General features: G+C 68.2%; 18 protein-coding genes. 12 read left to right on the forward strand and 6 right to left on the reverse strand.

All coding sequences use genetic code 11. From position 1 onward, the window contains the following. Positions 1–4 precede the first annotated feature (4 nt). A complete protein-coding gene (locus tag B5Y19_RS03800) occupies positions 5–727 on the reverse strand; it encodes a fused DSP-PTPase phosphatase/NAD kinase-like protein (protein ID WP_411914135.1) in 723 nt (240 codons plus the stop codon). 159 nt (positions 728–886) lie between these two features. Between B5Y19_RS03800 and ppa the strand changes: the two genes are divergently transcribed. Beyond that, entirely contained in the window at positions 887–1,426 is a 540-nt protein-coding gene (gene ppa, locus B5Y19_RS03805; RefSeq protein WP_055729098.1) for an inorganic diphosphatase, read from the forward strand. 60 nt (positions 1,427–1,486) lie between these two features. On the opposite strand, the gene B5Y19_RS03810 is transcribed toward ppa, so the two are convergent. Then, the gene (locus B5Y19_RS03810; protein WP_079591223.1) at positions 1,487–2,362 is read right to left on the reverse strand and encodes an HpcH/HpaI aldolase/citrate lyase family protein; all 876 of its coding nucleotides are present in this window, start codon (positions 2,360–2,362) and stop codon (positions 1,487–1,489) included. Between the two features lie 91 nt (positions 2,363–2,453). Between B5Y19_RS03810 and B5Y19_RS26655 the strand changes: the two genes are divergently transcribed. From B5Y19_RS26655 to B5Y19_RS03840, 6 genes are all read left to right on the forward strand, one after another. Continuing rightward, on the forward strand, positions 2,454–4,166 hold the full coding sequence (locus B5Y19_RS26655) for a serine/threonine dehydratase (RefSeq protein ID WP_342060147.1): 1,713 nt from the start codon (positions 2,454–2,456) through the stop codon (positions 4,164–4,166). 164 nt (positions 4,167–4,330) lie between these two features. Then, positions 4,331–5,392, forward strand: coding sequence for a MaoC family dehydratase (locus B5Y19_RS03820; protein ID WP_055729096.1), 1,062 nt, complete (start codon positions 4,331–4,333; stop codon positions 5,390–5,392). Between the two features lie 302 nt (positions 5,393–5,694). After that, complete coding sequence (gene sdhC / locus B5Y19_RS03825; protein ID WP_244555490.1) at positions 5,695–6,093, forward strand: succinate dehydrogenase, cytochrome b556 subunit; 399 nt, start codon at positions 5,695–5,697, stop codon at positions 6,091–6,093. A 10-nt stretch (positions 6,094–6,103) separates the two neighbouring features. Beyond that, the gene (gene sdhD, locus B5Y19_RS03830; RefSeq protein WP_055729094.1) at positions 6,104–6,496 is read left to right on the forward strand and encodes a succinate dehydrogenase, hydrophobic membrane anchor protein; all 393 of its coding nucleotides are present in this window, start codon (positions 6,104–6,106) and stop codon (positions 6,494–6,496) included. Between the two features lie 4 nt (positions 6,497–6,500). Further along, the gene (gene sdhA / locus B5Y19_RS03835; RefSeq protein ID WP_079591130.1) at positions 6,501–8,333 is read left to right on the forward strand and encodes a succinate dehydrogenase flavoprotein subunit; all 1,833 of its coding nucleotides are present in this window, start codon (positions 6,501–6,503) and stop codon (positions 8,331–8,333) included. A gap of 10 nt (positions 8,334–8,343) precedes the next feature. After that, positions 8,344–9,141, forward strand: coding sequence for a succinate dehydrogenase iron-sulfur subunit (locus B5Y19_RS03840; RefSeq protein WP_055729092.1), 798 nt, complete (start codon positions 8,344–8,346; stop codon positions 9,139–9,141). Between the two features lie 107 nt (positions 9,142–9,248). Here B5Y19_RS03840 and B5Y19_RS03845 read toward each other — a convergent pair whose 3' ends face one another. Further along, complete coding sequence (locus B5Y19_RS03845; RefSeq protein ID WP_079591131.1) at positions 9,249–10,490, reverse strand: NAD(P)/FAD-dependent oxidoreductase; 1,242 nt, start codon at positions 10,488–10,490, stop codon at positions 9,249–9,251. After that, entirely contained in the window at positions 10,487–11,290 is an 804-nt protein-coding gene (locus tag B5Y19_RS03850; protein ID WP_079591225.1) for a glutamine amidotransferase, read from the reverse strand. The genes B5Y19_RS03845 and B5Y19_RS03850 overlap by 4 nt, the downstream gene beginning before the upstream one ends. A gap of 257 nt (positions 11,291–11,547) precedes the next feature. On the opposite strand from B5Y19_RS03850, the gene B5Y19_RS03855 reads away from it, so the two are divergent. From B5Y19_RS03855 to B5Y19_RS03865, 3 genes are read left to right on the forward strand one after another with little or no spacing between them, the layout of a single operon-like run. Next, on the forward strand, positions 11,548–12,177 hold the full coding sequence (locus B5Y19_RS03855; RefSeq protein WP_176168557.1) for a TetR/AcrR family transcriptional regulator: 630 nt from the start codon (positions 11,548–11,550) through the stop codon (positions 12,175–12,177). Positions 12,178–12,236: 59 nt separating this feature from the next. Then, positions 12,237–13,433 (forward strand): efflux RND transporter periplasmic adaptor subunit, encoded by a 1,197-nt coding sequence (locus B5Y19_RS03860; RefSeq protein WP_055729090.1) that lies wholly within the window; start codon positions 12,237–12,239, stop codon positions 13,431–13,433. An 11-nt stretch (positions 13,434–13,444) separates the two neighbouring features. Next, a complete protein-coding gene (locus tag B5Y19_RS03865; RefSeq protein ID WP_079591133.1) occupies positions 13,445–16,666 on the forward strand; it encodes an efflux RND transporter permease subunit in 3,222 nt (1,073 codons plus the stop codon). A gap of 4 nt (positions 16,667–16,670) precedes the next feature. Here B5Y19_RS03865 and B5Y19_RS03870 read toward each other — a convergent pair whose 3' ends face one another. Then, complete coding sequence (locus B5Y19_RS03870) at positions 16,671–17,183, reverse strand: winged helix-turn-helix transcriptional regulator (RefSeq protein ID WP_055729088.1); 513 nt, start codon at positions 17,181–17,183, stop codon at positions 16,671–16,673. Positions 17,184–17,284: 101 nt separating this feature from the next. Between B5Y19_RS03870 and B5Y19_RS03875 the strand changes: the two genes are divergently transcribed. Then, the gene (locus tag B5Y19_RS03875; protein WP_055729087.1) at positions 17,285–17,848 is read left to right on the forward strand and encodes a dihydrofolate reductase family protein; all 564 of its coding nucleotides are present in this window, start codon (positions 17,285–17,287) and stop codon (positions 17,846–17,848) included. A gap of 9 nt (positions 17,849–17,857) precedes the next feature. Here the strand turns inward: B5Y19_RS03875 and B5Y19_RS03880 are convergent, their stop codons facing one another. Further along, positions 17,858–18,760: a DMT family transporter gene (locus B5Y19_RS03880; protein WP_055729086.1), complete on the reverse strand. Its 903-nt coding sequence runs from the start codon at positions 18,758–18,760 to the stop codon at positions 17,858–17,860. 166 nt (positions 18,761–18,926) lie between these two features. Between B5Y19_RS03880 and B5Y19_RS03885 the strand changes: the two genes are divergently transcribed. Further along, entirely contained in the window at positions 18,927–19,793 is an 867-nt protein-coding gene (locus tag B5Y19_RS03885; RefSeq protein ID WP_055729085.1) for a LysR family transcriptional regulator, read from the forward strand. The last annotated feature ends 112 nt before the right edge of the window (positions 19,794–19,905 follow it).

Raw genomic sequence — 19,905 nt, forward strand, 5'->3', positions numbered from 1 at the left:
CGCCCTATTCCCGGCGGATCAGGCGGTCCGCGACGAGCGAGGAGAGCAGGCCCGGCTTGAATTCGCGCTCGAGCCGCTCCGGGTCGTAGACCGTCTCGACCCAGTCGAGGAAGGCGATGCCCTTCGCCTCGCCTTCTCGGCCATAGGCCTCGAAGAAGGCGTCGAGGATGCCGGTCTTGGCGAAGCGGAAATGGCCGTAACGCAGGGAGAGCTGGCGCATCGCCTCGTCGAGCGGGCGGCCCTCATGGACGAGCAGGTACAGCGCCGAGAAGAAGCCGGCACGATCGGCGCCGGACTTGCAGTGGACGAGCGCCGGCTTGTCGAGGCTCTCGAAGAAGGCCTTGGAGCCGAGGATCGTCTCGCGGTCCGGCGCGCCGCGCGAACGCAGCACGAAGTCGACGAGCGTGATGCCGTGGCGCTCGCAGGCTTCCTTCTGCAGCGGCCAGGAGCCGTGTTCGCGGCCGCCGCGCAGATTGACGATGGTCCTGACGCCCTGGCGGGCGAAGCGCGCGATCTGATGCGGAGCTGGCTGGGCGGCGCGCCACAGCTTCGGCGTGACGCGATGCGCGTTGAGATAGGCCAGCCGGAAGATGCCATGATCGACGAGCAGCATGTTGGCCCAGGCGCGCAGGCGCTGGCCGCGGCCTTCGATCGGGCGGTCCCAGCGGGCGATGCGGGCCATGCGGCGGGCGTAACGCTCCTCGTCGGAGCGCGGGCGGCTCAGCACGGGAAGATCTCGGTCGGCTTCATGCAGCGCCCGATACCAGCGCACACCCCGTCGCGCAAATTGCGCCGGGCCCCCGTGCACGACCGAGCGAAGGAAGGGGTTGGACTTTTCGCGTCGAACTTGCATAACGCCCGCGAAATTTCCGAGTGAAGGTTTCCCATGCGCATCGACGCCATCTCCATCGGCAAGAACCCGCCCGACGAAGTCAACGTCCTGATCGAAGTGGCGATCGGCGGCGAACCGATCAAGTACGAGATGGACAAGGAAGCCGGCACGCTCTTCGTCGATCGCTTCCTCTACACGCCGATGCGCTATCCGGGGAATTACGGCTTCATCCCGCACACGCTGTCGGAAGACGGCGACCCCTGCGATGTGCTCGTCGCCAATACGCGCCCACTGGTGCCGGGCTCCTACATTGCGGTCCGGCCGATCGGCGTGATGCTGATGGAGGACGAGGGCGGCGGCGACGAGAAGATCATCGCCGTGCCGGTGCCGAAGCTGACGAAGCGCTACGAGAACGTCCACAACTACACCGACCTGCCGAAGATCACGCTCGACCAGATCCAGCACTTCTTCGAGCACTACAAGGATCTCGAGCCCGGCAAGTGGGTGAAGCTCAAGGGCTGGGGCGGTGCCGCCGAGGCCAAGAGGCTGATCGTCGAGGCGATCGAGCGCGCCAAGGCCGCGAAGAAGGGCTGAGGCCCGGCGCAGGCGTCGGAAAGATCAAGGGGTCGCGCCTGGCGCGACCCCTTTTTCATTTCAGGCAGCGATCGCTTCCGCCAGCGCCACGGTGCGGCGCGCCATTTCGGCATGCAGCAGCTCGACCATCCGCCCGTCGAGCTGGATCGCGCCCTTGCCGGCATTCTCCGGCTGGTCGAAGGCGGCGATGATCGCGCGCGCCCGGGCGAGCTCCGCCTCGTCCGGCGCGAAGATCGCGTTGGCGGGGCTGAGCTGCGAGGGGTGGATCAGCGTCTTGCCGTCGAAGCCGAGATCGCGCCCCTGCTCGCATTCCGCCCGGAAGCCCGCCTCGTCCCGGATCTCGTTGTAGACCCCGTCGAGGATGTCGATGCCATGGGCGCGCGCGGCAAGCAGCGCGCTGGTCAGCCAGGGCAGCATCGGCGCGCGGCCCGGCACGAAGCGGGCGCGCGTCTCCTTGGCGAGATCATTGGTGCCCATCACGAAGCAGGAGAGCCGCGTGGCAGGATCGCGGGCGGCCCGGGCAATGCGCTCGACGTCGAGGATGGCGAGCGGGGTCTCGATCATCGCCCAGACGGCGATCTCCGGCGCGGCCTGCAGGACGTCGAGCCGCCGGCCGACCTCGCGCAACGTCTCGGGCGAGTCGACCTTCGGCAGCAGGATCGCGGCGGGCGCGGCTGCCGCCGCCGCGGCGAGATCGTCGGAGAACCAGGGGGTGGCGAGGCCATTGACCCGGATCACCAGCTCGCGCTTGCCATAGCCGCCGGCCTTTACCGCGGTGCAGACCTGGTCGCGCGCCACGGCCTTGGCATCGGGGGCGACGGCGTCCTCGAGATCGAGAATCAGCACATCGGCCGCGAGCTCGCGCGCCTTCTCGAGCGCGCGGGCGTTGGAACCCGGCATATAGAGGGCGCTGCGGCGGGGGCGAATCGTCGTCATCATCTCTCCTGACACGGCCGGCTTGTGTTGCGCCGCACAGTAGACCACCGCAGCCGCAATGCCAGCGCTGCGAAAGGCGGAGGAAGTGGTCATGGCATTGCTCGCCGGCGTCGATGGCTGCCGCGGCGGCTGGATCGCGGCGCTTTTCGACACGAGCCGGCCGGAATGTCCGCCGATGGTGCGCGTCCTGCCGCGCTTCGACGATCTGTTCGCCGATGCCGTGCCCGACATCGTGGCGGTCGACATGCCTATTGGGTTGCCGGAGCGGGTGCAGGGTTCCGGTCGCGGGCCCGAGCAACTGGTCCGGCCGCTGCTCGGCGCTCGGCAATCCTCGGTCTTCGCGATCCCGGCGCGGTGCGCCGTCGAGGCCGCCGACTATGCCGAGGCCTGCGCGCGGGCGCTGGCGGCGTCCGACCCGCCGCGCAAGGTCTCGAAGCAGGGATTCCACCTCTTTCCCAAGATCCGCGAGATCGACAGGCTGCTGCGCGGCGAGCCGGCGCTGAGCGAGCGCGTTTTCGAAATCCATCCTGAGCTCGCCTTCCGCATGATGCGCGGTGCGACGCTGGCGCATCCGAAGAAGATCAAGGGCGTGGTCAATCCGGCGGGGCTCTGCGAGCGCCGGGGCCTGCTGGTCGCCGCGGGCATCCCGGCTGCAACGGCTGAAGCCCGGCCGCCGCGGGGTGCGGCGGGCGACGACCTGCTCGACGCGCTCGCCGCCCTCGTCGTCGCCCGGCACATTGCCGCCGGGCGGGGCAGGCCCTTCCCCGATCCGCCCGGACGCGATAGCCACGGGCTTCCGGTCGCGATCTGGACCTTTGCGTCCTCGCCTCAGCCAGCACAGGATTCCGTCATGAGCGTTTCCCCTGTCACCCGCCCGATGATCGAGGAAGCGGCCGGGCGCATCGCCGGCCATGCGCGGGTTACACCCGTGATGCGGCTCGGCGCCGGCGCGCTCGGCACCAAGGCGGATGTCTCGCTCAAGCTCGAATGCCTGCAGCATGCCGGCTCGTTCAAGACGCGCGGCGCCTTCAACAACCTGCTCTCGCTGCCTGTGCCGGCGGCCGGAGTCTCGGCCGCATCGGGCGGCAATCACGGTGCGGCGGTGGCCTATGCCGCGATGAAGCGAGGGGTGAAGGCGACGATCTTCGTGCCGGAGATCTCGCCGGCAGCCAAGATCGACGCGATCCGGCGCTTCGGCGCCGATGTGGTCGTCGGCGGCGCGCAGTACGACGATGCGCAGGCGGCCTGCGACCGCTTCGTCGCGGAGACCGGGGCGCTCAAGATCCACCCCTTCGCCGCGATGGAGACGATCGCCGGGCAGGGCACGCTCGGCCGCGAATGGGATCTGCAGGAGCCCGATCTCGACACGGTGCTCGTCGCGGTCGGCGGCGGCGGGCTGATCTCGGGCATCGCGAGCTGGTTCGCCGGCAGCAAGGTCAAGGTCGTCGGCGTCGAGCCCGAGGGTTCGCGGGCGCTCCAGGCGGCGTTCGAGGCGAAGGGGCCGGTCGAGGTCAAGGTCGCGTCGGTCGCGGCGGATTCGCTCGGCGCCCGCAATGTCGGCCAGCTCGTCTACGACGTCACCAAGGACAGCGTCGCCCGCATCGCGCTCGTGCCGGATGCGGCGATCACCGAGGCGCAAGCGCTGCTCTGGCGCGATTTCCGCCTTGCGGTCGAGCCGGGCGGGGCGGCAGCGCTGGCGGCGCTCCTGTGCGGCGCCTACGAGCCCGCGGCGGGCGAGCGGCTCGGCGTTCTGGTCTGCGGGGCCAATGTCGATCTGACGAAGCTCGCGGCGATCGCGGGGTAAGGGGGCGTCATTCCCGGGCTTGACCCGCGAATCTCCTGACGAAAGAGGCGCCCCTTCTGCATGATATGCTAGGGGCAAGCCCGGGCATGACGCTCGGCCTTTCGTCGGGGCTGGACGGCGCGCTTGGTTGCAACGCAATATCGCCGGCGATCAGGAGGCGATGCATGACCGGCGCGACAGCGAAGACCAGTTCCGGCCGCTTCTTCGAGGATTTCCATCTCGGCGACATGATCGTGCACGCGACGCCGCGCACGGTGACGGCCGGCGACGTCGCACTCTACACCGCCCTCTACGGGCCGCGCTTCGCCGTGCAGTCCTCGGACGCCTTCGCCCGGGCGATCGGCTACCCGGCGGCGCCGGTGGACGACCTGCTGGTCTTCCACATCGTCTTCGGTAAGACCGTACCGGACATCTCGCTCAATGCGGTCGCCAATCTCGGCTACGCCGATGGCCGGTTCCTGCGGCCGGTCTTCCCCGGCGACACGTTGGCGACGACCTCCGAGGTCATCGGGCTGAAGCAGACATCCGCGGGCGATGCCGGCATCGTCTATGTCCGCTCGATCGGCCGCAACCAGCATGCCGAGATCGTGCTGAGCTATGCGCGCTGGGTACTGGTGCGCAAGCGGGAGCCCGGCACGCCGGCCCATGCCGAGCAGGTGCCGGAACTGGCGAAGGCCGTGCTGCCCGAAGAGCTCGGCGAAGGCTGCCCCGCGATCGAGCTCTCTGCCTATGACGATGCGCTGGCAGGCTCGCCCTTCCGCTGGAGCGACTATGCCGTCGGCGAGCGCATCGACCATGTCGACGGCATGACCGTCGAGGAGAGCGAGCACCAGCTCGCGACCCGGCTCTACCAGAATACGGCCAGAGTGCATTTCGATGCCCATGCCGCGCAGGGCAGCCGCTTCGGCAAGCGGCTGATCTATGGCGGCCATGTCATCAGCCTGGCGCGGGCACTCTCCTTCAACGGGCTCGGCAACGCCTTCCACATCGCGGCGATCAATGGCGGGCGCCATGTTGCGCCGCTCTTCGCCGGCGACACGGTCTATGCCTGGAGCGAGGTGCTGGCGAGCGCGGAGCTGCCGGGGCGCGGCGATGTCGGAGCACTCCGGCTGAGGCTCGTCGCCGCCAAGAACCGACCCTGCGCCGACCACCCGCTGAAGCAGGGCGATCAGTACGATCCGAGCGTGATCCTCGATTTCGACTACTGGGCGCTGCTGCCGCGGTGACTTCGGACGTGGTTGCGAGGAGCGAAGCGACGAAGCAAAGCCGGGCCGCAGGGCTGAAGGCTCTACCCAGTCCCTCTGGGTTGCTTCGCTTCGCTCGCAGTGACGGTTATGGTGCCGGCAAGCACTCCTTAATGGGAGCCGCGCTAAGCTTTTTGTAACGAAATGACGATTTTCAGAATCTGTAACTTTGTTATGCGCGTGCCGCATTGCAGCGCCGGGATGGTTTCGTTAGAGAACCAGTCACCCTAGAATGATCCCAAATGGGTCCGCCGTTTTCCGACGGGCCGCTTGATCGGAGAACGATATTGGCCGAGGTCAAGCCCGTGGCTCGCCCGCTTTCGCCGCATCTGCAGATCTACCGCTGGTCCTGGACGATGGCGATGTCCGTCGCCCACCGCGTCACCGGGTCGGGGCTCTATCTCGGCACGGTGCTGATCGCAGCCTGGCTCGTCGCCGCCGCGTCCGGCCCCGCCGCCTTCGGTACCGCCCAGGCGATCGCCGGCTCCTTCCTCGGCCGCCTCGTGCTGTTCCTCTACAGCTTCTCGCTGATCCATCACATGCTCGGGGGGCTGCGCCACTTCGTCTGGGACATGGGCAAGGGCTACGAGCCCGAGACCCGCATGAAAATGGCCAAGTTCACGCTGGTCGGCTCGGTGAGCCTGACGGTCCTGGTCTGGATCGTCGCGCTGGTCCTGCGCTGAGGAGTCCGTCATGCAGTCCAACTCCTCGATGCGCACTCCGCTCGGCCGCGTCCGCGGCCTCGGTTCCGCGAAGTCCGGCACCGGCCATTTCTGGCTGCAGCGCGTCACCGCCGTCTCGAACCTGATCCTGACGGTCATCTTCATCGGCGTCGTCATCGCGCTGGTCGGCCGGCCCTATCCGGCCGCTGTCGCGCTTCTGTCCAACCCCTGCGTCGCCATCCTGATGCTGCTCTTCATCCTCTCGGCCTGCATCCATATGCGTCTCGGCATGCAGGTCGTCATCGAGGATTACGTCCATGCCGAAGGGCCGAAGGTCCTCGCCGTCATGGCCAACACCTTCTTCGCCATCGCGGTCGGCGCGGCCAGCGTCTATGCGGTGCTGAAGCTGTCTTTTGGAGGCTGATCCGATGGCGATCACCAAGTCCCGCCCGGTCCCGGCCTATACCGGAGCCGCCTATCCGATCACGGACCACACCTTCGACGTCGTCGTCGTCGGGGCCGGTGGCGCGGGCCTTCGCGCCACCGTCGGCTGCTCGCAGGCTGGCCTGCGCACGGCCTGCATCACCAAGGTGTTCCCGACCCGCTCGCACACCGTCGCGGCGCAGGGCGGCGTCGCCGCCTCGCTCGGCAACATGGGCAAGGACACCTGGCAGTGGCACATGTTCGATACCGTGAAGGGGTCGGACTGGCTCGGCGACCAGGACGCCATCGAGTATCTGGTGCGCAACGCGCCGGCCGCCGTCTACGAGCTCGAGCATTGGGGCGTGCCCTTCTCGCGCACCGAGGACGGCAAGATCTACCAGCGCCCCTTCGGCGGCATGACCACCGAATTCGGCCAGGGTCCGCCGGCCCAGCGCACCTGCGCCGCGGCCGACCGGACCGGCCACGCCATGCTGCACACGCTCTACGGCCAGGCGCTGCGCTACAATACCGAGTTCTTCATCGAGTACTTCGCCATCGACCTGATCATGGACGAGGACGGCCATTGCCGCGGCGTGATCGCGCTCAAGCTCGATGACGGCACGCTGCACCGCTTCCGCGCCCAGCAGACGATCCTGGCGACCGGCGGCTATGGCCGCGCCTATTTCTCGGCGACCTCGGCCCATACCTGCACCGGCGATGGCGGCGGCATGGTGCTGCGCGCCGGCCTGCCACTGCAGGACATGGAGTTCGTGCAGTTCCATCCGACCGGCATCTACGGCTCGGGCTGCCTGATCACCGAAGGCGCGCGCGGCGAGGGCGGCTATCTCACCAATTCCGAGGGCGAGCGCTTCATGGAGCGCTACGCCCCCTCCGCCAAGGACCTTGCCTCGCGCGACGTCGTCTCGCGCTCGATGACGATGGAGATCCGGGCCGGCCGCGGCGTCGGCAAGGACAAGGACCACATCTACCTGCATCTCGACCATCTCGACCCGAAGATCCTGCACGAACGCCTGCCGGGCATCTCGGAGAGCGCCAAGATCTTCGCCGGCGTCGACGTCACCCGCGAGCCGATTCCGGTGCTGCCGACCGTCCACTACAACATGGGCGGCATCCCGACGAACTATCACGGCGAGGTGCTGACCAAGGTCGGCGGCGATCCGGATACGGTGGTTCCCGGCCTGATGGCGATCGGCGAGGCGGCCTGCGTCTCGGTCCATGGCGCCAATCGCCTCGGCTCCAACTCGCTGATCGACCTCGTCGTCTTCGGCCGTGCGGCCGGCCTGCGCTGCGCCGAGACGGTGACGGCGGGCGAGAAGCAGCCGGAACTGCCGAAGAACTCGGCCGATCTGGCGCTCACCCGCCTCGACAAGTACCGCAACGCTGCGGGCAAGACGCCGACGGCGGAGCTTCGCGACCGGATGCAGCGGACGATGCAGAACAACTGCGCCGTCTACCGCGAGGGCGATACGCTGGAAGAGGGCCACAAGCTCATCCACGAGGTCTGGGCCGGCATCACCGATATCGGCACCAAGGATCGCTCGCTGATCTGGAATTCCGACCTGATCGAGACGCTGGAGTTCGACAACCTGATCACCCAGGCGGTCGTCACCATGGACTCGGCGCTGAACCGGCCGGAAAGCCGCGGCGCGCATGCCCGCGAGGATTATCCGAACCGCGACGACAAGGACTGGATGAAGCACACCCTGGCCTGGATCGACGACGAGAAGCGCACGGTCACCCTCGATGACCGGCCGGTGCACACGTACACGATGTCCAACGACATCGAGTACATCAAGCCCAAGGCGCGGGTGTACTGAGGACGATCCGATGGCCGAATTCAATCTCCCGAAGAACTCCCGCCTGACCGAGGGCAAGGCCTGGCCGAAGCCGGCCAACGCCAAGAACGTCACCGAGTTCAAGATCTATCGCTGGAACCCGGACGACACCGCCAATCCGCGCACCGACACCTATTATGTCGACCGCGACGATTGCGGGCCGATGGTTCTCGATGCGCTGATCTGGATCAAGAACAAGGTCGACCCGACGCTGACCTTCCGCCGCTCCTGCCGCGAGGGCATCTGCGGTTCCTGCGCCATGAACATGGACGGCAAGAACGGGCTGGCCTGCACCACCGGCATCGACGAATGCGGCGGTACTGGCAAGAGCGCCGGCAAGGTCGCGATCTACCCGCTGCCGCATATGCCGGTCGTCAAGGACCTCGTGCCTGACCTGACCCGCTTCTACGCGCAGCACGCCTCGATCGAGCCCTGGCTGCAGACGACGACGCCGGCTCCCGAGAAGGAATGGCGCCAGGCCAAGGATGACCGCGAGAAGCTCGACGGGCTCTACGAGTGCATCCTCTGCGCCTGCTGCTCGACCTCCTGCCCGAGCTATTGGTGGAACGGCGATCGCTATCTCGGCCCGGCGGCGCTGCTGCAGGCCTATCGCTGGCTGATCGATAGCCGCGACGAGGCGACGGGCGAGCGGCTCGACAATCTGGAAGACCCCTTCCGGCTCTATCGCTGCCACACCATCATGAACTGCGCCAATGCCTGCCCGAAGGGCCTGAACCCGGCCAAGGCGATCGCGGAAGTCAAGAAGATGATGGTGGCGCGCCAGGTCTGAGCCGGCGCCGCCATTCGCTATTCAAGTGTTTATGACGCCAGCCCTCGGGGCTGGCGTTTTCGTTTCATCTCCTGGCGCTGATGTCGATGAAGGGCGCGGGGACCGTTTCAGGCGATATATCGCCCCGGCCGGAACGGCGCCGGATCGATCGGGGGTGCTTCTCCGCAGACCATGGCAGCGACCATCTCGCCGGTGATCGGGCCGGTCGAGAAGCCGATATGCTGGTTGCCGAAGGCGAGCCAGAGGCCGGGGTTGCGCGGCGCCTCGCCGATCATCGGCAGTGAATCCGGCAGGGTCGGCCGGGCGCCGCGCCAGGTTTCGCCGACGGCCTCGCCGAGCGGGAAGGCCTCGCGGGCGGCGGCCGTGGCGCCGTCGATCTGGCGGTGCTCGTCGGGCGCGTCGCGGAAGGACAGATCGACACCGCTGGTGACGCGGAAACCCTGCTCCATCGGCGCCATATAGTAGGCGCCGTCGACATCGTAGACCGGCCGCGACAGGCTGGTACCCGCCTGGGGCTTCATATGGCGGTGATAGCCGCGTTCGACGTCGAGTTTCGGATCGATGCCGAGGGGCTTGAGCAGGTCGCCGCTCCAGGGGCCGAGCGCGACCACGGCGATGTCGGCATCGAATGCGCCCTGTGCGGTGCTGGCACGCCAGCCGGCGCCGTTTCGGGCGAGGCCGGTGATCGTGGCCTGCTCGATCCGCCCGCCGCGCTCGGCGAAGAGCCTGCCATAGGCGGCGGTGACCGCGCCGGGTGAATCGACCGAGCCGACGGAGGGGATCAGCAGCCCGGCCGGGAAGATCGGGTTCAGGCTCGGCTCGACGGCGGAGATGCCCTGCCGGTCGAGGACTTCAGACTCGATGCCATGGCGCTTCAGGAAATCGTGCTCGGCCTGGGCTGCGGCGTGGCCGGCCTCGGTGCGCCATAGCTTGAGCGTGCCGGTTTCGCGCAGGCGGTGGGGGACGCCGGCTTCAGCCATCAGGGCGCGGTGGCGCGCGACGGTGCTCGCGGTCAGCGCCTGCAGCGCGGCGATGCGGGCGGCGGCCTGCGACGGCCTGGCCTCCCAGAGGAAGCGCAGCAGCCAGCCCGGCCGCGACAGGGCGCGGCGCCAGCTCAGATTGAGCGCCGGATGGCGATTGCCGAGATAACCGGCGATCTTCGGGAACAGCGACGGGTTGTTGAGCGGCACGATCGACGATGTCGCGAGCACGCCGGCATTGCCGTAGGAGGTCTCGCAGCCGGGCTCCCGGCGGTCGATCAAAGTCACGGCGATGCCGCGCTTCTGCAGGGCGAGCGCGCAGGAGACGCCGACCATGCCGGCGCCGAGGACGAGAGCAGTCTGGGTCACGCGGGCTCCGAGGCGGTATCGGCGGGCTGTTTCAGCCAGTGGTCGAGGAAGGCGTCGAGCCAGAGCCGGATCGCCGGATCATGCTGGAACCAGCCGGGGACATGGGTGTGGCCGAGCTGGGCACCGGGCATCAGCGTGCGCTCATGGCCACGTACCGACCAGCGATACATCATCGCCGGCGTCACTTCGGGATGGAACTGGATGCCGTAGGCCTTGCTGCCGGCGCGGATCGCCTGGACCGGGAAGTCGCCGCCGGTCGCGAGGCATTCGGCGCCGTTCGGGCAGTCGAAGCCTTCGCGGTGCCATTGATAGACGGTGCGCGGCCAGACGAAGCCGGCCTCGCGGGCATGGCCGTCGCCCGCCGTCGTCGGGTTCAGCGCATAATAGCCGACCTCGGCGCGGCCCTCGGCATGCGGATAGACGCGTCCGCCGAGATGCCGGGTCAGCATCTGCGCGCCGAGGCAGATGCCGAGGAAAGGCGCATCCTCCTTCAGGCAGGTGCCGATCCAGTCGATCTCGGCCTTGACGAAGTCGTCGGCGTCGTTGGCGCTCATCGGCCCGCCGAAGATCACGGCGCCGGCATGGTCGCGCATGGTCCGCGGCAACGGATCGCCGAAGCGCGGCTTGCGGATATCGAGCGCATGGCCGCGGGCCTGGAGCAGCCGGCCGACGCGGCCGGACGTCGAGTGCTCCTGATGCAGAACAATGAGGACGGGCTTCGGCGCGGGCCGCAGCTTGCGGACGGAAACGAGGGAACGGGTTCGGCGCGCCGGGCGGAAGGGGAAGGCGTGGTCGTTCATCACGGACTTCGAGGTCGCTCGCACGCGGATGGGCACAGGGACGGCGCGCGAAGCCATGCCAGATCGCTTCCGAGCATGCGGTTCCAGACGGAACGAAGCAAGCGAATTATGCGCCGGGAGCGCGGCAATGATCCGGCAAGCTTCCGCCATCATGCCGGATTCCGCCGGTGGAAATGCCGTTTTGCTTGACGACGGTCTGCTTATCTGAGATGAGAATGAACATTCATTCTCATTGTTGTCGAGTTGCGATGCCCCCCGTGCTGCCCGCCACGCTGTCCGATTCCGCCCTGTCGGAGCGCCATATCCGCATCCTCGATGCGGCGGAGCGCGTCTTCGCACGCGCCGGCTTCCATGCGGCGACGATGCAGGACGTCGCGGCCGAGGCGGGGATGAGCCCGGGCAATCTCTACCGCTACTTCAACTCCAAGGATGCGATCATCGCCGGCATGTCCGAACGGGACCGCAGCCTGATCGCGGAAGATTTCGGCAGCCTGTGTCCGGCCAACGGCTCGCTCCTCGACCAGCTCGAGGAGCTCGGCCGCAAGCACCTCGTCCGCCAGCCTCGCGAGAAGGCAGTGATCGCCCTTCAGATCTGGGCTGAAGCCGCGCGCAACCCCGAGATGGCGCGGATGTGCGCCGATATCGAGGGCACGGTGATCGAGGGGCTGGCGACCGCGATCGGCGAGGCCAAGCGCAATGGCGAGCTGCCGCCGCGGCTCGACGAGCACCGTTTCCTGCTCGCGATCTCGATGATGGCGGACGGCTTCTTCTGTCGGCGCGCCATGGACCCGACCTTCGATGAGGCTGTTGCAGCCGACACCCTCTTTGCCGGCATGCGCCAACTCGCGCAGAGCATGCTCCTGCCCGATCCGGACCCGAAACCATGATCTCTGCCTCCGCTTCCCCGCTTTCGTCCAGTCGCGCCGCCGCAACAGGATCCACCGCGATGTCCGCTCGCTTCCGCGTCTTCCATCCGCTCCGCCCGGCCGCGACGGCCGCCGTGCTGGCGGTCCTCCTGACCGCATCCCTGCCGCTTGCCGCGCAGACGCCGGCGCCGACGCCCGCGGCGGCGGGCCCCTCCGTCACGGTGACGCAGGCCCAGCGGACCGAGATCGTCGAGAGCGTCGTCGTTTCCGGCTCGATGGTGGCGCGCGATGAGATCCTGGTCGGACCGGAGGTCGACGGGCTGTCGATCGTCGATCTCCTGGCGGAGGAGGGCGACCGGGTCCGGCAGGGGGCGGTGCTCGCTCGGCTCGACCGGACGACTCTGGATGTCCAGAAGGCGCAGAACGACGCGCAGATCGCCCGCGCCGAGGCGGCCGTTGCGCAGGCACAGGCGCAGATCGCCGAGGCCGACGCCAATCTGGTCCAGGCCAACAATGCCTTCGACCGCACCAAGGCGCTGCGCGAGAGCGGCAATGCCAGCATCGAGATGTTCGACCAGCGCGCCGCGGCGGCGCGTTCGGGGCAGGCGCGCGCCAATGCGAGCCGGCAACTCCTGGCGATCGCCAGTGCCGATCTCGCGCTCGCCCAGGCGCAGGGCAAGGACATCGCGGTCAAGCTCGCCCGTACCGAGATCAAGGCGCCGCGCGCCGGCATCGTCAGCCGCCGCACCGCCCGGCTGGGCGGAACCGCGAGCATGTCGCCGGGGGCCGAGCCCCTGTTCCGCATCATCGCCGACGGCGCCGTCGAGCTCGAGGCGGAGGTCGCCGAGGTCGAGCTGCCGGGGCTGAAGCTCGGGCAGAAGGTGGCCGTGACGCCGGCTGGAGCCCGGGAAACGTTGGCGGGCACGATCCGCCTGATCTCGCCCGAGGTCGACAAGGCCTCGCGCCTCGGCCGGGTCAGGGTCGCGCTCGACGGCAATCCGCCGGTGGCGATTGGGACCTTCGCGCGCGGCATCATCGAGACCGGACGCAAGCAGGCCGTGACTTTGCCGCTTTCCGCCATCACCTATAGCCGCGTCGGAGCGAGCGTGCAGAGCGTCAAGGACGGCAAGGTGACGACCAAGCCGGTGACGCTCGGCCTGTCGGGCGGGGGGCGCGCCGAGATCGCCTCCGGCCTCGTCGAGGGAGAGACCGTGGTCGCACGCGCCGGCACCTTCGTGCGTGACGGCGACCTCGTCACTCCCGTCGCGACCAACTGACGGATGCGACCATGAACGTGAACTTCTCCGCCTGGTCGATCCGGAAGCCGGTCCCGGCGATCCTGCTCTTCTTCGTGCTCTGCGTGCTCGGCCTGCTCGCCTTCTCGAAGCTGCCGGTCACGCGCTTTCCGAATATCGACATCCCGCTGGTCTCGGTCACCGTGACCCAGTCCGGCGCGGCGCCGGCCGAGCTCGAAAGCCAGGTCAGCAAGCGCGTCGAGGATTCGGTTGCCAACATCACCGGCGTCAAGCACGTCACCTCGACCCTGGCCGACGGCCAGTCGCTGACGCTGATCGAGTTCCGGCTCGAGACCGACACCGACCGCGCTGTCAACGACGTCAAGGACGCCATCGCCAAGATCAGGGCCGATCTGCCCCGCACCATCGACGAGCCGGTGATCCAGCGCATCGATGTCGAGGGCCAGTCGATCCTGACCTATGGCGCGGCCTCGGCCGGCATGACGCTGGAGCAGCTCTCCTGGCATGTCGACGACGTCGTCGCGCGCGAGCTGCAGGGGCTGAAGGGCGTCGGCCGCGTCGAGCGCTATGGCGGCGTCGATCGCGAGATCCGCATCTCGCTCGATCCCGACCGGCTGCTGGCGCTCGGCATCACTGCCAACGAGGTCAACCGCCAGATCCGCGCCACCAATGTCGACCTCGCCGGCGGGCGCGGCGAGGTCGGCGGGCAGGAGCAGGCGATCCGCACGCTTGCCGGCGCGCGCACCGTCGCCGACCTGGCCGAGACCAAGATCACGCTCTCGGGCGGGCGCGAGGTGCGGCTGAAGGAGCTCGGCCGCGTCGAGGATTCGCATTCGGAGCCGCGCGCCTTCGGCCGGCTCAACAAGAACCCGGTCGTGACCTTCGCGGTGTTCCGCTCGAAGGGTTCGAGCGAGCTCTCGGTCAAGGACGTGGTGGCGCAGCGCGTCGAGGAACTGAACAAGCGCTTCCCCGACATCAAGATCACGCCGATCGACGACGCCGTCGCCTATACCCACGGCAACTACAAGGCGGCGATGGAGACGCTGATCGAGGGCGCCGCGCTCGCCGTCATCGTCGTCTTCCTGTTCCTGCGCAACTGGCGCGCGACGCTGATCACGGCCGTTGCTCTTCCGCTCTCGGCCATCCCCACCTTTTGGGCGATGGAGCTGATGGGCTTCTCGCTCAACCTGGTCAGCCTGCTCGGCATCACGCTGGTGACCGGCATCCTGGTCGACGACGCCATCGTCGAGATCGAGAACATCGTCCGGCACATGAAGATGGGCAAGTCGCCCTATCGCGCCGCGATGGAGGCGGCGGACGAGATCGGGCTCGCGGTCATCGCGATCACGCTCACCATCGTCGCGATCTTCGCGCCGGTCTCCTTCATGGGCGGCGTCGCCGGCCAGTATTTCCGGCAGTTCGGCCTGACGGTCGCGGTCGCCGTGCTGTTCTCGCTGCTCGTGGCGCGGCTGATCACGCCGATGATGGCGGCCTATCTGATGCGGCCGGTCCACCATGCCGACCCGAAGGACGGGCGGATCATGGGCGCCTATGTCGGCCTGCTCAAGACGACGCTGAAGAAGCGGCGCATCCCGTTCTTCCCGCGCTTCGACGGCACGGGCCGCTGGCGCAGCATGCCGTTCAACACGGCCTATGCGACGCTGGTGATCGGCTTCATGTTCCTGATCGGCTCGATCCAGGCGACGCAGCTGCTGCCGACCGGCTTCATCCCGGATGAGGACACCTCGCGCGTCGTGGCCTCGGTCGAGCTGCCGCCGGGCTCGACGCTGGAGGATACCCGCGTCACCACCGACAAGCTCGTCGACGCGCTGAAGACGATCCCCGAGGTGACCAACGTCTTCGTGCTCGGCGGCGCCTCGCCGACCGGCCAGCGCGAGGTGCGCCGCGCCGCCGTCTTCATCCTGCTCAAGCCCAAGGCCGAGCGCGACATCGCCCAGAAGGAGCTCAAGGTCACCATCGCCGAGAAGCTCGCCAGCGTGCCGGATGTGCGCGCCTGGTACGTCAACGAGCGCGGCGAGCGCGAGATGGCCTTCTCGATCCTGTCGAAGGATGGCGAAGCGCTCGACGCCGCGGTCGCCAAGATCGAGGCGCGGATGCGCCAGGTCGATGGCTATCTCAACGTCGCCACCGCCGGTTCGCTCAGCCGCCCGGAGCTGCGCGTCACGCCGAAGCTGGAGGAGGCCGCCAATCTCGGCGTCACGCCGGAGGCGATCTCGGAAGCCGTGCGCGTCGCCACGATCGGCGATGTCGGCGCCAATCTCGCCAAGTTCAACGCCGGCGACCGGCTGGTGCCGATCCGCGTCCAGCTCGACGAGGCCGCGCGCACCGACATGCGCAACATCGCGGCGCTGCGCGTCACCAACACGAACGGCGTCTCGATCCCGCTCACCGCCGTCGCCGAAATCGGCTTCGGCGAAGGCCCGAGCTCGATCGACCGCTACGACCGCGTCCGCCGGGCGCAGATCGGCGCCGATCTCAAACGCGGCTTCGAGCTCGGCACCGCTCAGGAGAAGTTCCAGGAGATCGTCAAGGAGGTCGGCCTGCCGCCGGGCGTCTGGATCGCCGCGACCGGCGACGCAGAGATCCAGGGCGAGGTCGTCCAGGGCTTCATCACCGCGATGACGACCGGCCTCATGCTGGTGCTGGCGGTGCTGATCCTGCTGTTCGGCTCGGTCTTCCAGCCGATCACCATCCTGCTCTCGCTGCCGCTTTCCTTCGGCGGCGTGGTGATCGCGCTGCTGGCGACGCAGAATGCCGTCTCCATGCCGGTCTATATCGGCCTGCTGATGCTGATGGGCATCGTCACCAAGAACGCGATCATGCTGGTCGATTTCGCGGTCGAGGAGGTCGGGCGCGGCAAGGACCGGATGACCGCGCTGATCGAGGCCGGCCGCAAGCGGGCGCGCCCGATCCTGATGACGACCATCGCCATGGCGGCGGGCATGCTGCCCTCGGCCTATGGCGTCGGCGACGGTGGCGAGTTCCGCGCGCCGATGGCGATCGCGGTGATCGGCGGCCTGATCGTCTCGACCGTGCTGTCGCTCGTCTTCGTGCCGTCCTTCTACATGGTGATGGACGATCTCTCGCGCGCGACCGGCTGGCTCTTCGGCCGCTTCTTCGGCAAGGCCGAGGACGAAAGCAGCTGGGAGCCGATCGACGAGCACGCGGCCCCGGCGATCGCGACGGCGGAAGCGATGTCGAAGCCGGCCCGGCCGCGATTGGCGGCGGAGTAGGGCGTCAGGCGGAGGCGGCCAAAGCCGCCTGCCGCCGCGCCAGCGCCTCCCGATAGGCCTGCGTCAGCTCGTCGAGCACGGATCGCTCTGGCTTTGGCGCGTCGAGATGGAGGAAGCGCAGCTCCTCCATGAAGCGCTCCCAGAGCGCGGGGCCGCCTTCGCTCAAGAACTCGGCCCGGATCGAGAGCTCCTCGGTCACCGGCAGGGAGCGCCGGCCCCATTCGCCCATCGCGGCGAAGACGGGCACGAGCGCGATGCCCATCTCGGTCAGGCTGTAGATCGCCTTCTGCTTGTGGCTGGCGTCGTCGCGGCGCGAGAGCAGCCCGTTCCCGACGAGGCGCTTCAGCCGGTCGGCGAGGATGTTCGAGGCGATGCCCTCGTCGGATTTCGACAGGAGCTCGCGGAAGTGCCGGCGATTGCCGAACATCACGTCGCGCAGGACGATCAGGCTCCAGCGATCTCCCAGGATTTCCAGCGTCAGATTGATCGGGCAGCCGGAACGGCCGGTCTCGCGCATGCTCGTCTCCAAAAACTGCTTGCAATATAAAATCAGTCTGGCTACCCATCAACCAATTGCAAATAACAACTGGTTTTGAGCGGGCATGACAGGAGGCTGAGATGGCCAAGGTGATCGTCTGGAATCTGATGACGCTGGAGGGGTTCTTCGAAGGCCGGGAGAAATGGGATCTCGGCTTCCACGAAGACGCCTGGGGCGAGGAACTGAGCGATCTCAGCAAGGAGTTCGGGCGCAAGGCCGGGCTCCTGGTCTTCGGCCGCGTCACCTATGAGGGGATGAAGGCCTATTGGACGACCGCCGCGGAGGAGGAGGGCGAGATCAAGGCCTTCATGAACGCCCTGCCGAAGCTCGTCGCCTCGCGCAGCCTGACCGCCTCGGACTGGAACAACACCACGGTGACGGCCGACATCGCCGGCGAGATCGCCCGCCACAAGGCTCTGCCGGGCAAGGACATCTACGTTTTCGGCAGCGCCGAATTGACCGAGTCGCTGCTGGCGGCCGGGCTGGTCGACGAGATCATGATCGCCGTCGCGCCGGTCACGATCGGGCAGGGCACGCCCTTGTTCAAGCCGGGCGAGGAGAAGCGCCGCTTTGCGCTGATCGCGGCCCGCCCGCTCGCGAACGGCACCGTGATCCTGCACTACGGGGTCAAGCGGGCCGGCTGACGGCGCGGTTCAGCCGCGGCGGACCATCAGCACGGCGGCGAGGATGGCGACCCCGCCGAAGCCCTGCACCGGCGTCGGCTGCTCGCCGAACAGCGCCCAGGCGGCGAGCACGCTGACCAGCGCCGGCCAGACCATGACGAGCGAGGCGGCGCTGGCGCCGTAGCTGCCGAGCGAGAGCGTGATCAGCCCCTGGCCGAGCACATGGGAGACGATGCCGAGCGCCGCGACCGCGAGCCAGCCCTGCAGGCTGGCCGGAATGATCTGCTCGCCGAAGGCGAGCGCCGCCGCGAGACAGAACACTGCGCAGACCGCGCTGGAGACGAGGTTGACATAGCCGGCATCGGCCCGGTTGCGGGCGTGGCGCACCGCCAGGATATAGGCGGCGTAGGACATCGCCGCGCCGACGGCGAGGCTGTCTCCGAACAGATTGCCCGACAGCTGCGCCGCGCCGGTGAATTTCGGCAGGATCAGCAGGAGCGCGCCGGCGATCGCCAGCATCAGCGCGCCGAGAATGCGCCGGGACGGGCGCTCGCCGAGGAGCAGCCAGGCGCCGAGCACGACGCCCACCGGGGCAAGATTGCCGAGCAGCGAGGCATTGGCGATCGTCGTATGGCCGAGCGCGGCGTTGTAAAGCGTGACGTCGATGCCGAAGGCGAGCCCCGCCAACGCCACGGCGGCGAAGGCGCCGCTACGGATCGCGCCGCTCTTCGGCTTGCGCCGCTCCACCGCCGTCCAGGCCATGAGCGCCGGCAGGGCGAAGATCATCCGCCAAAAGCCGGCCGCGGCCGGGCCGACATCGGCGAGGCGCACAAAAATGCCGGAAAAGCCGATGAAGGTCGCTCCGGCGAGCAGCACGAGAAACATCGCGAGTGCGGGCGATGCGGGCCGGGCGGGAATCGCTGGGGCGGACATGATGTTTTCTGATCGATATTGGGGTCAGCTTCGGCCGCGACGGCGCGCCCGGCTCAGCCCCGTTCGAGCGTGGATATAGGGCGCTTTCTCCCATCGGAAAAACGGATTATTCTGATTTAACCATTCTTAAAATCGATCGAAGCAGCACGTTCCAAGGAGGCACGTCATGACGGTCCATTTCGACCTCGCCGCGCTCGGCATGCTGGTCGCCGTGGCGGAGACCGGCGGCTTCACCGCGGCGAGCGCGAGGCTCGGCCGGACGCAATCGGCGATCTCGGTCCGGATCCAGGATCTCGAGAGCCAGCTCGGCCACAAGCTGCTGGAACGATCGCGCCGCGGCGTCACGCCGACCGATGCCGGCGAGCGGCTGATCGCCCATGCGCGGCGGCTGCTCGCGGTCGAGCGCGAGGCGCTGGCGGATCTCGCCGGCGACACGCCCTCCGGACGGCTGCGCATCGGCATTCCCGACGACTATATGGACGCCTATCTCAGGCCGCTGATCGCGCGCTTCGCGGCCGAGCACCCGAAGGTCGAGCTCGAGGTGCGCTGCGACCTGTCGAAGCGCATCGAGCCGGCATTGCTGGCTGGCGAATACGATCTCGCCGTGGTGACGCAGGACCCCAAGAAGCCGATGGGCGAGGTGCTCAGGCGCGAGCCGATGGTCTGGGTGGCGGGGCGTGGCCATCGCCCCGAACTGCAGGAGACACTGCCGCTCGCCCTCTTCTCCGAGGGCTGCCGGGCGCGGCCGCGCATCCTCGCGGCGCTCAGCACCGCCGGCAAGGCACATCGCCTGGTCTTCTCATGCTCGCATACCTCGGGCGTGCTCTCGGCGGTCGAGGCCGGGTTCTGCGTGGCGGCGATCACCGAAAGCGCGATCCCTCCGTCCCTGCGCCGGCTCGGCCCGGCCGAGGACCTGCCGCCTCTGTTCGAGCTCACGGTCGGGCTGATGATGGCGCCGCGTCCCGATCTTGCGGCGCGGCGCTTCGCCGATGCGCTGCGCGAGGAAATGAGCCTGTTGCGGCTGGCGGCCTGATCCGGTGCATTGCCCAAAGGCGCGCGTGGGCTTAAAGCCGAGGGCATCTCTTTCTCAGGCGTCATCCCGGGCGTGGCAAAGCGCAGACCCGGGGTTCATGCCGGAACGGTTC

The organism is Allobosea thiooxidans, assembly GCF_900168195.1.
Lineage (GTDB): Bacteria > Pseudomonadota > Alphaproteobacteria > Rhizobiales > Beijerinckiaceae > Allobosea > Allobosea thiooxidans.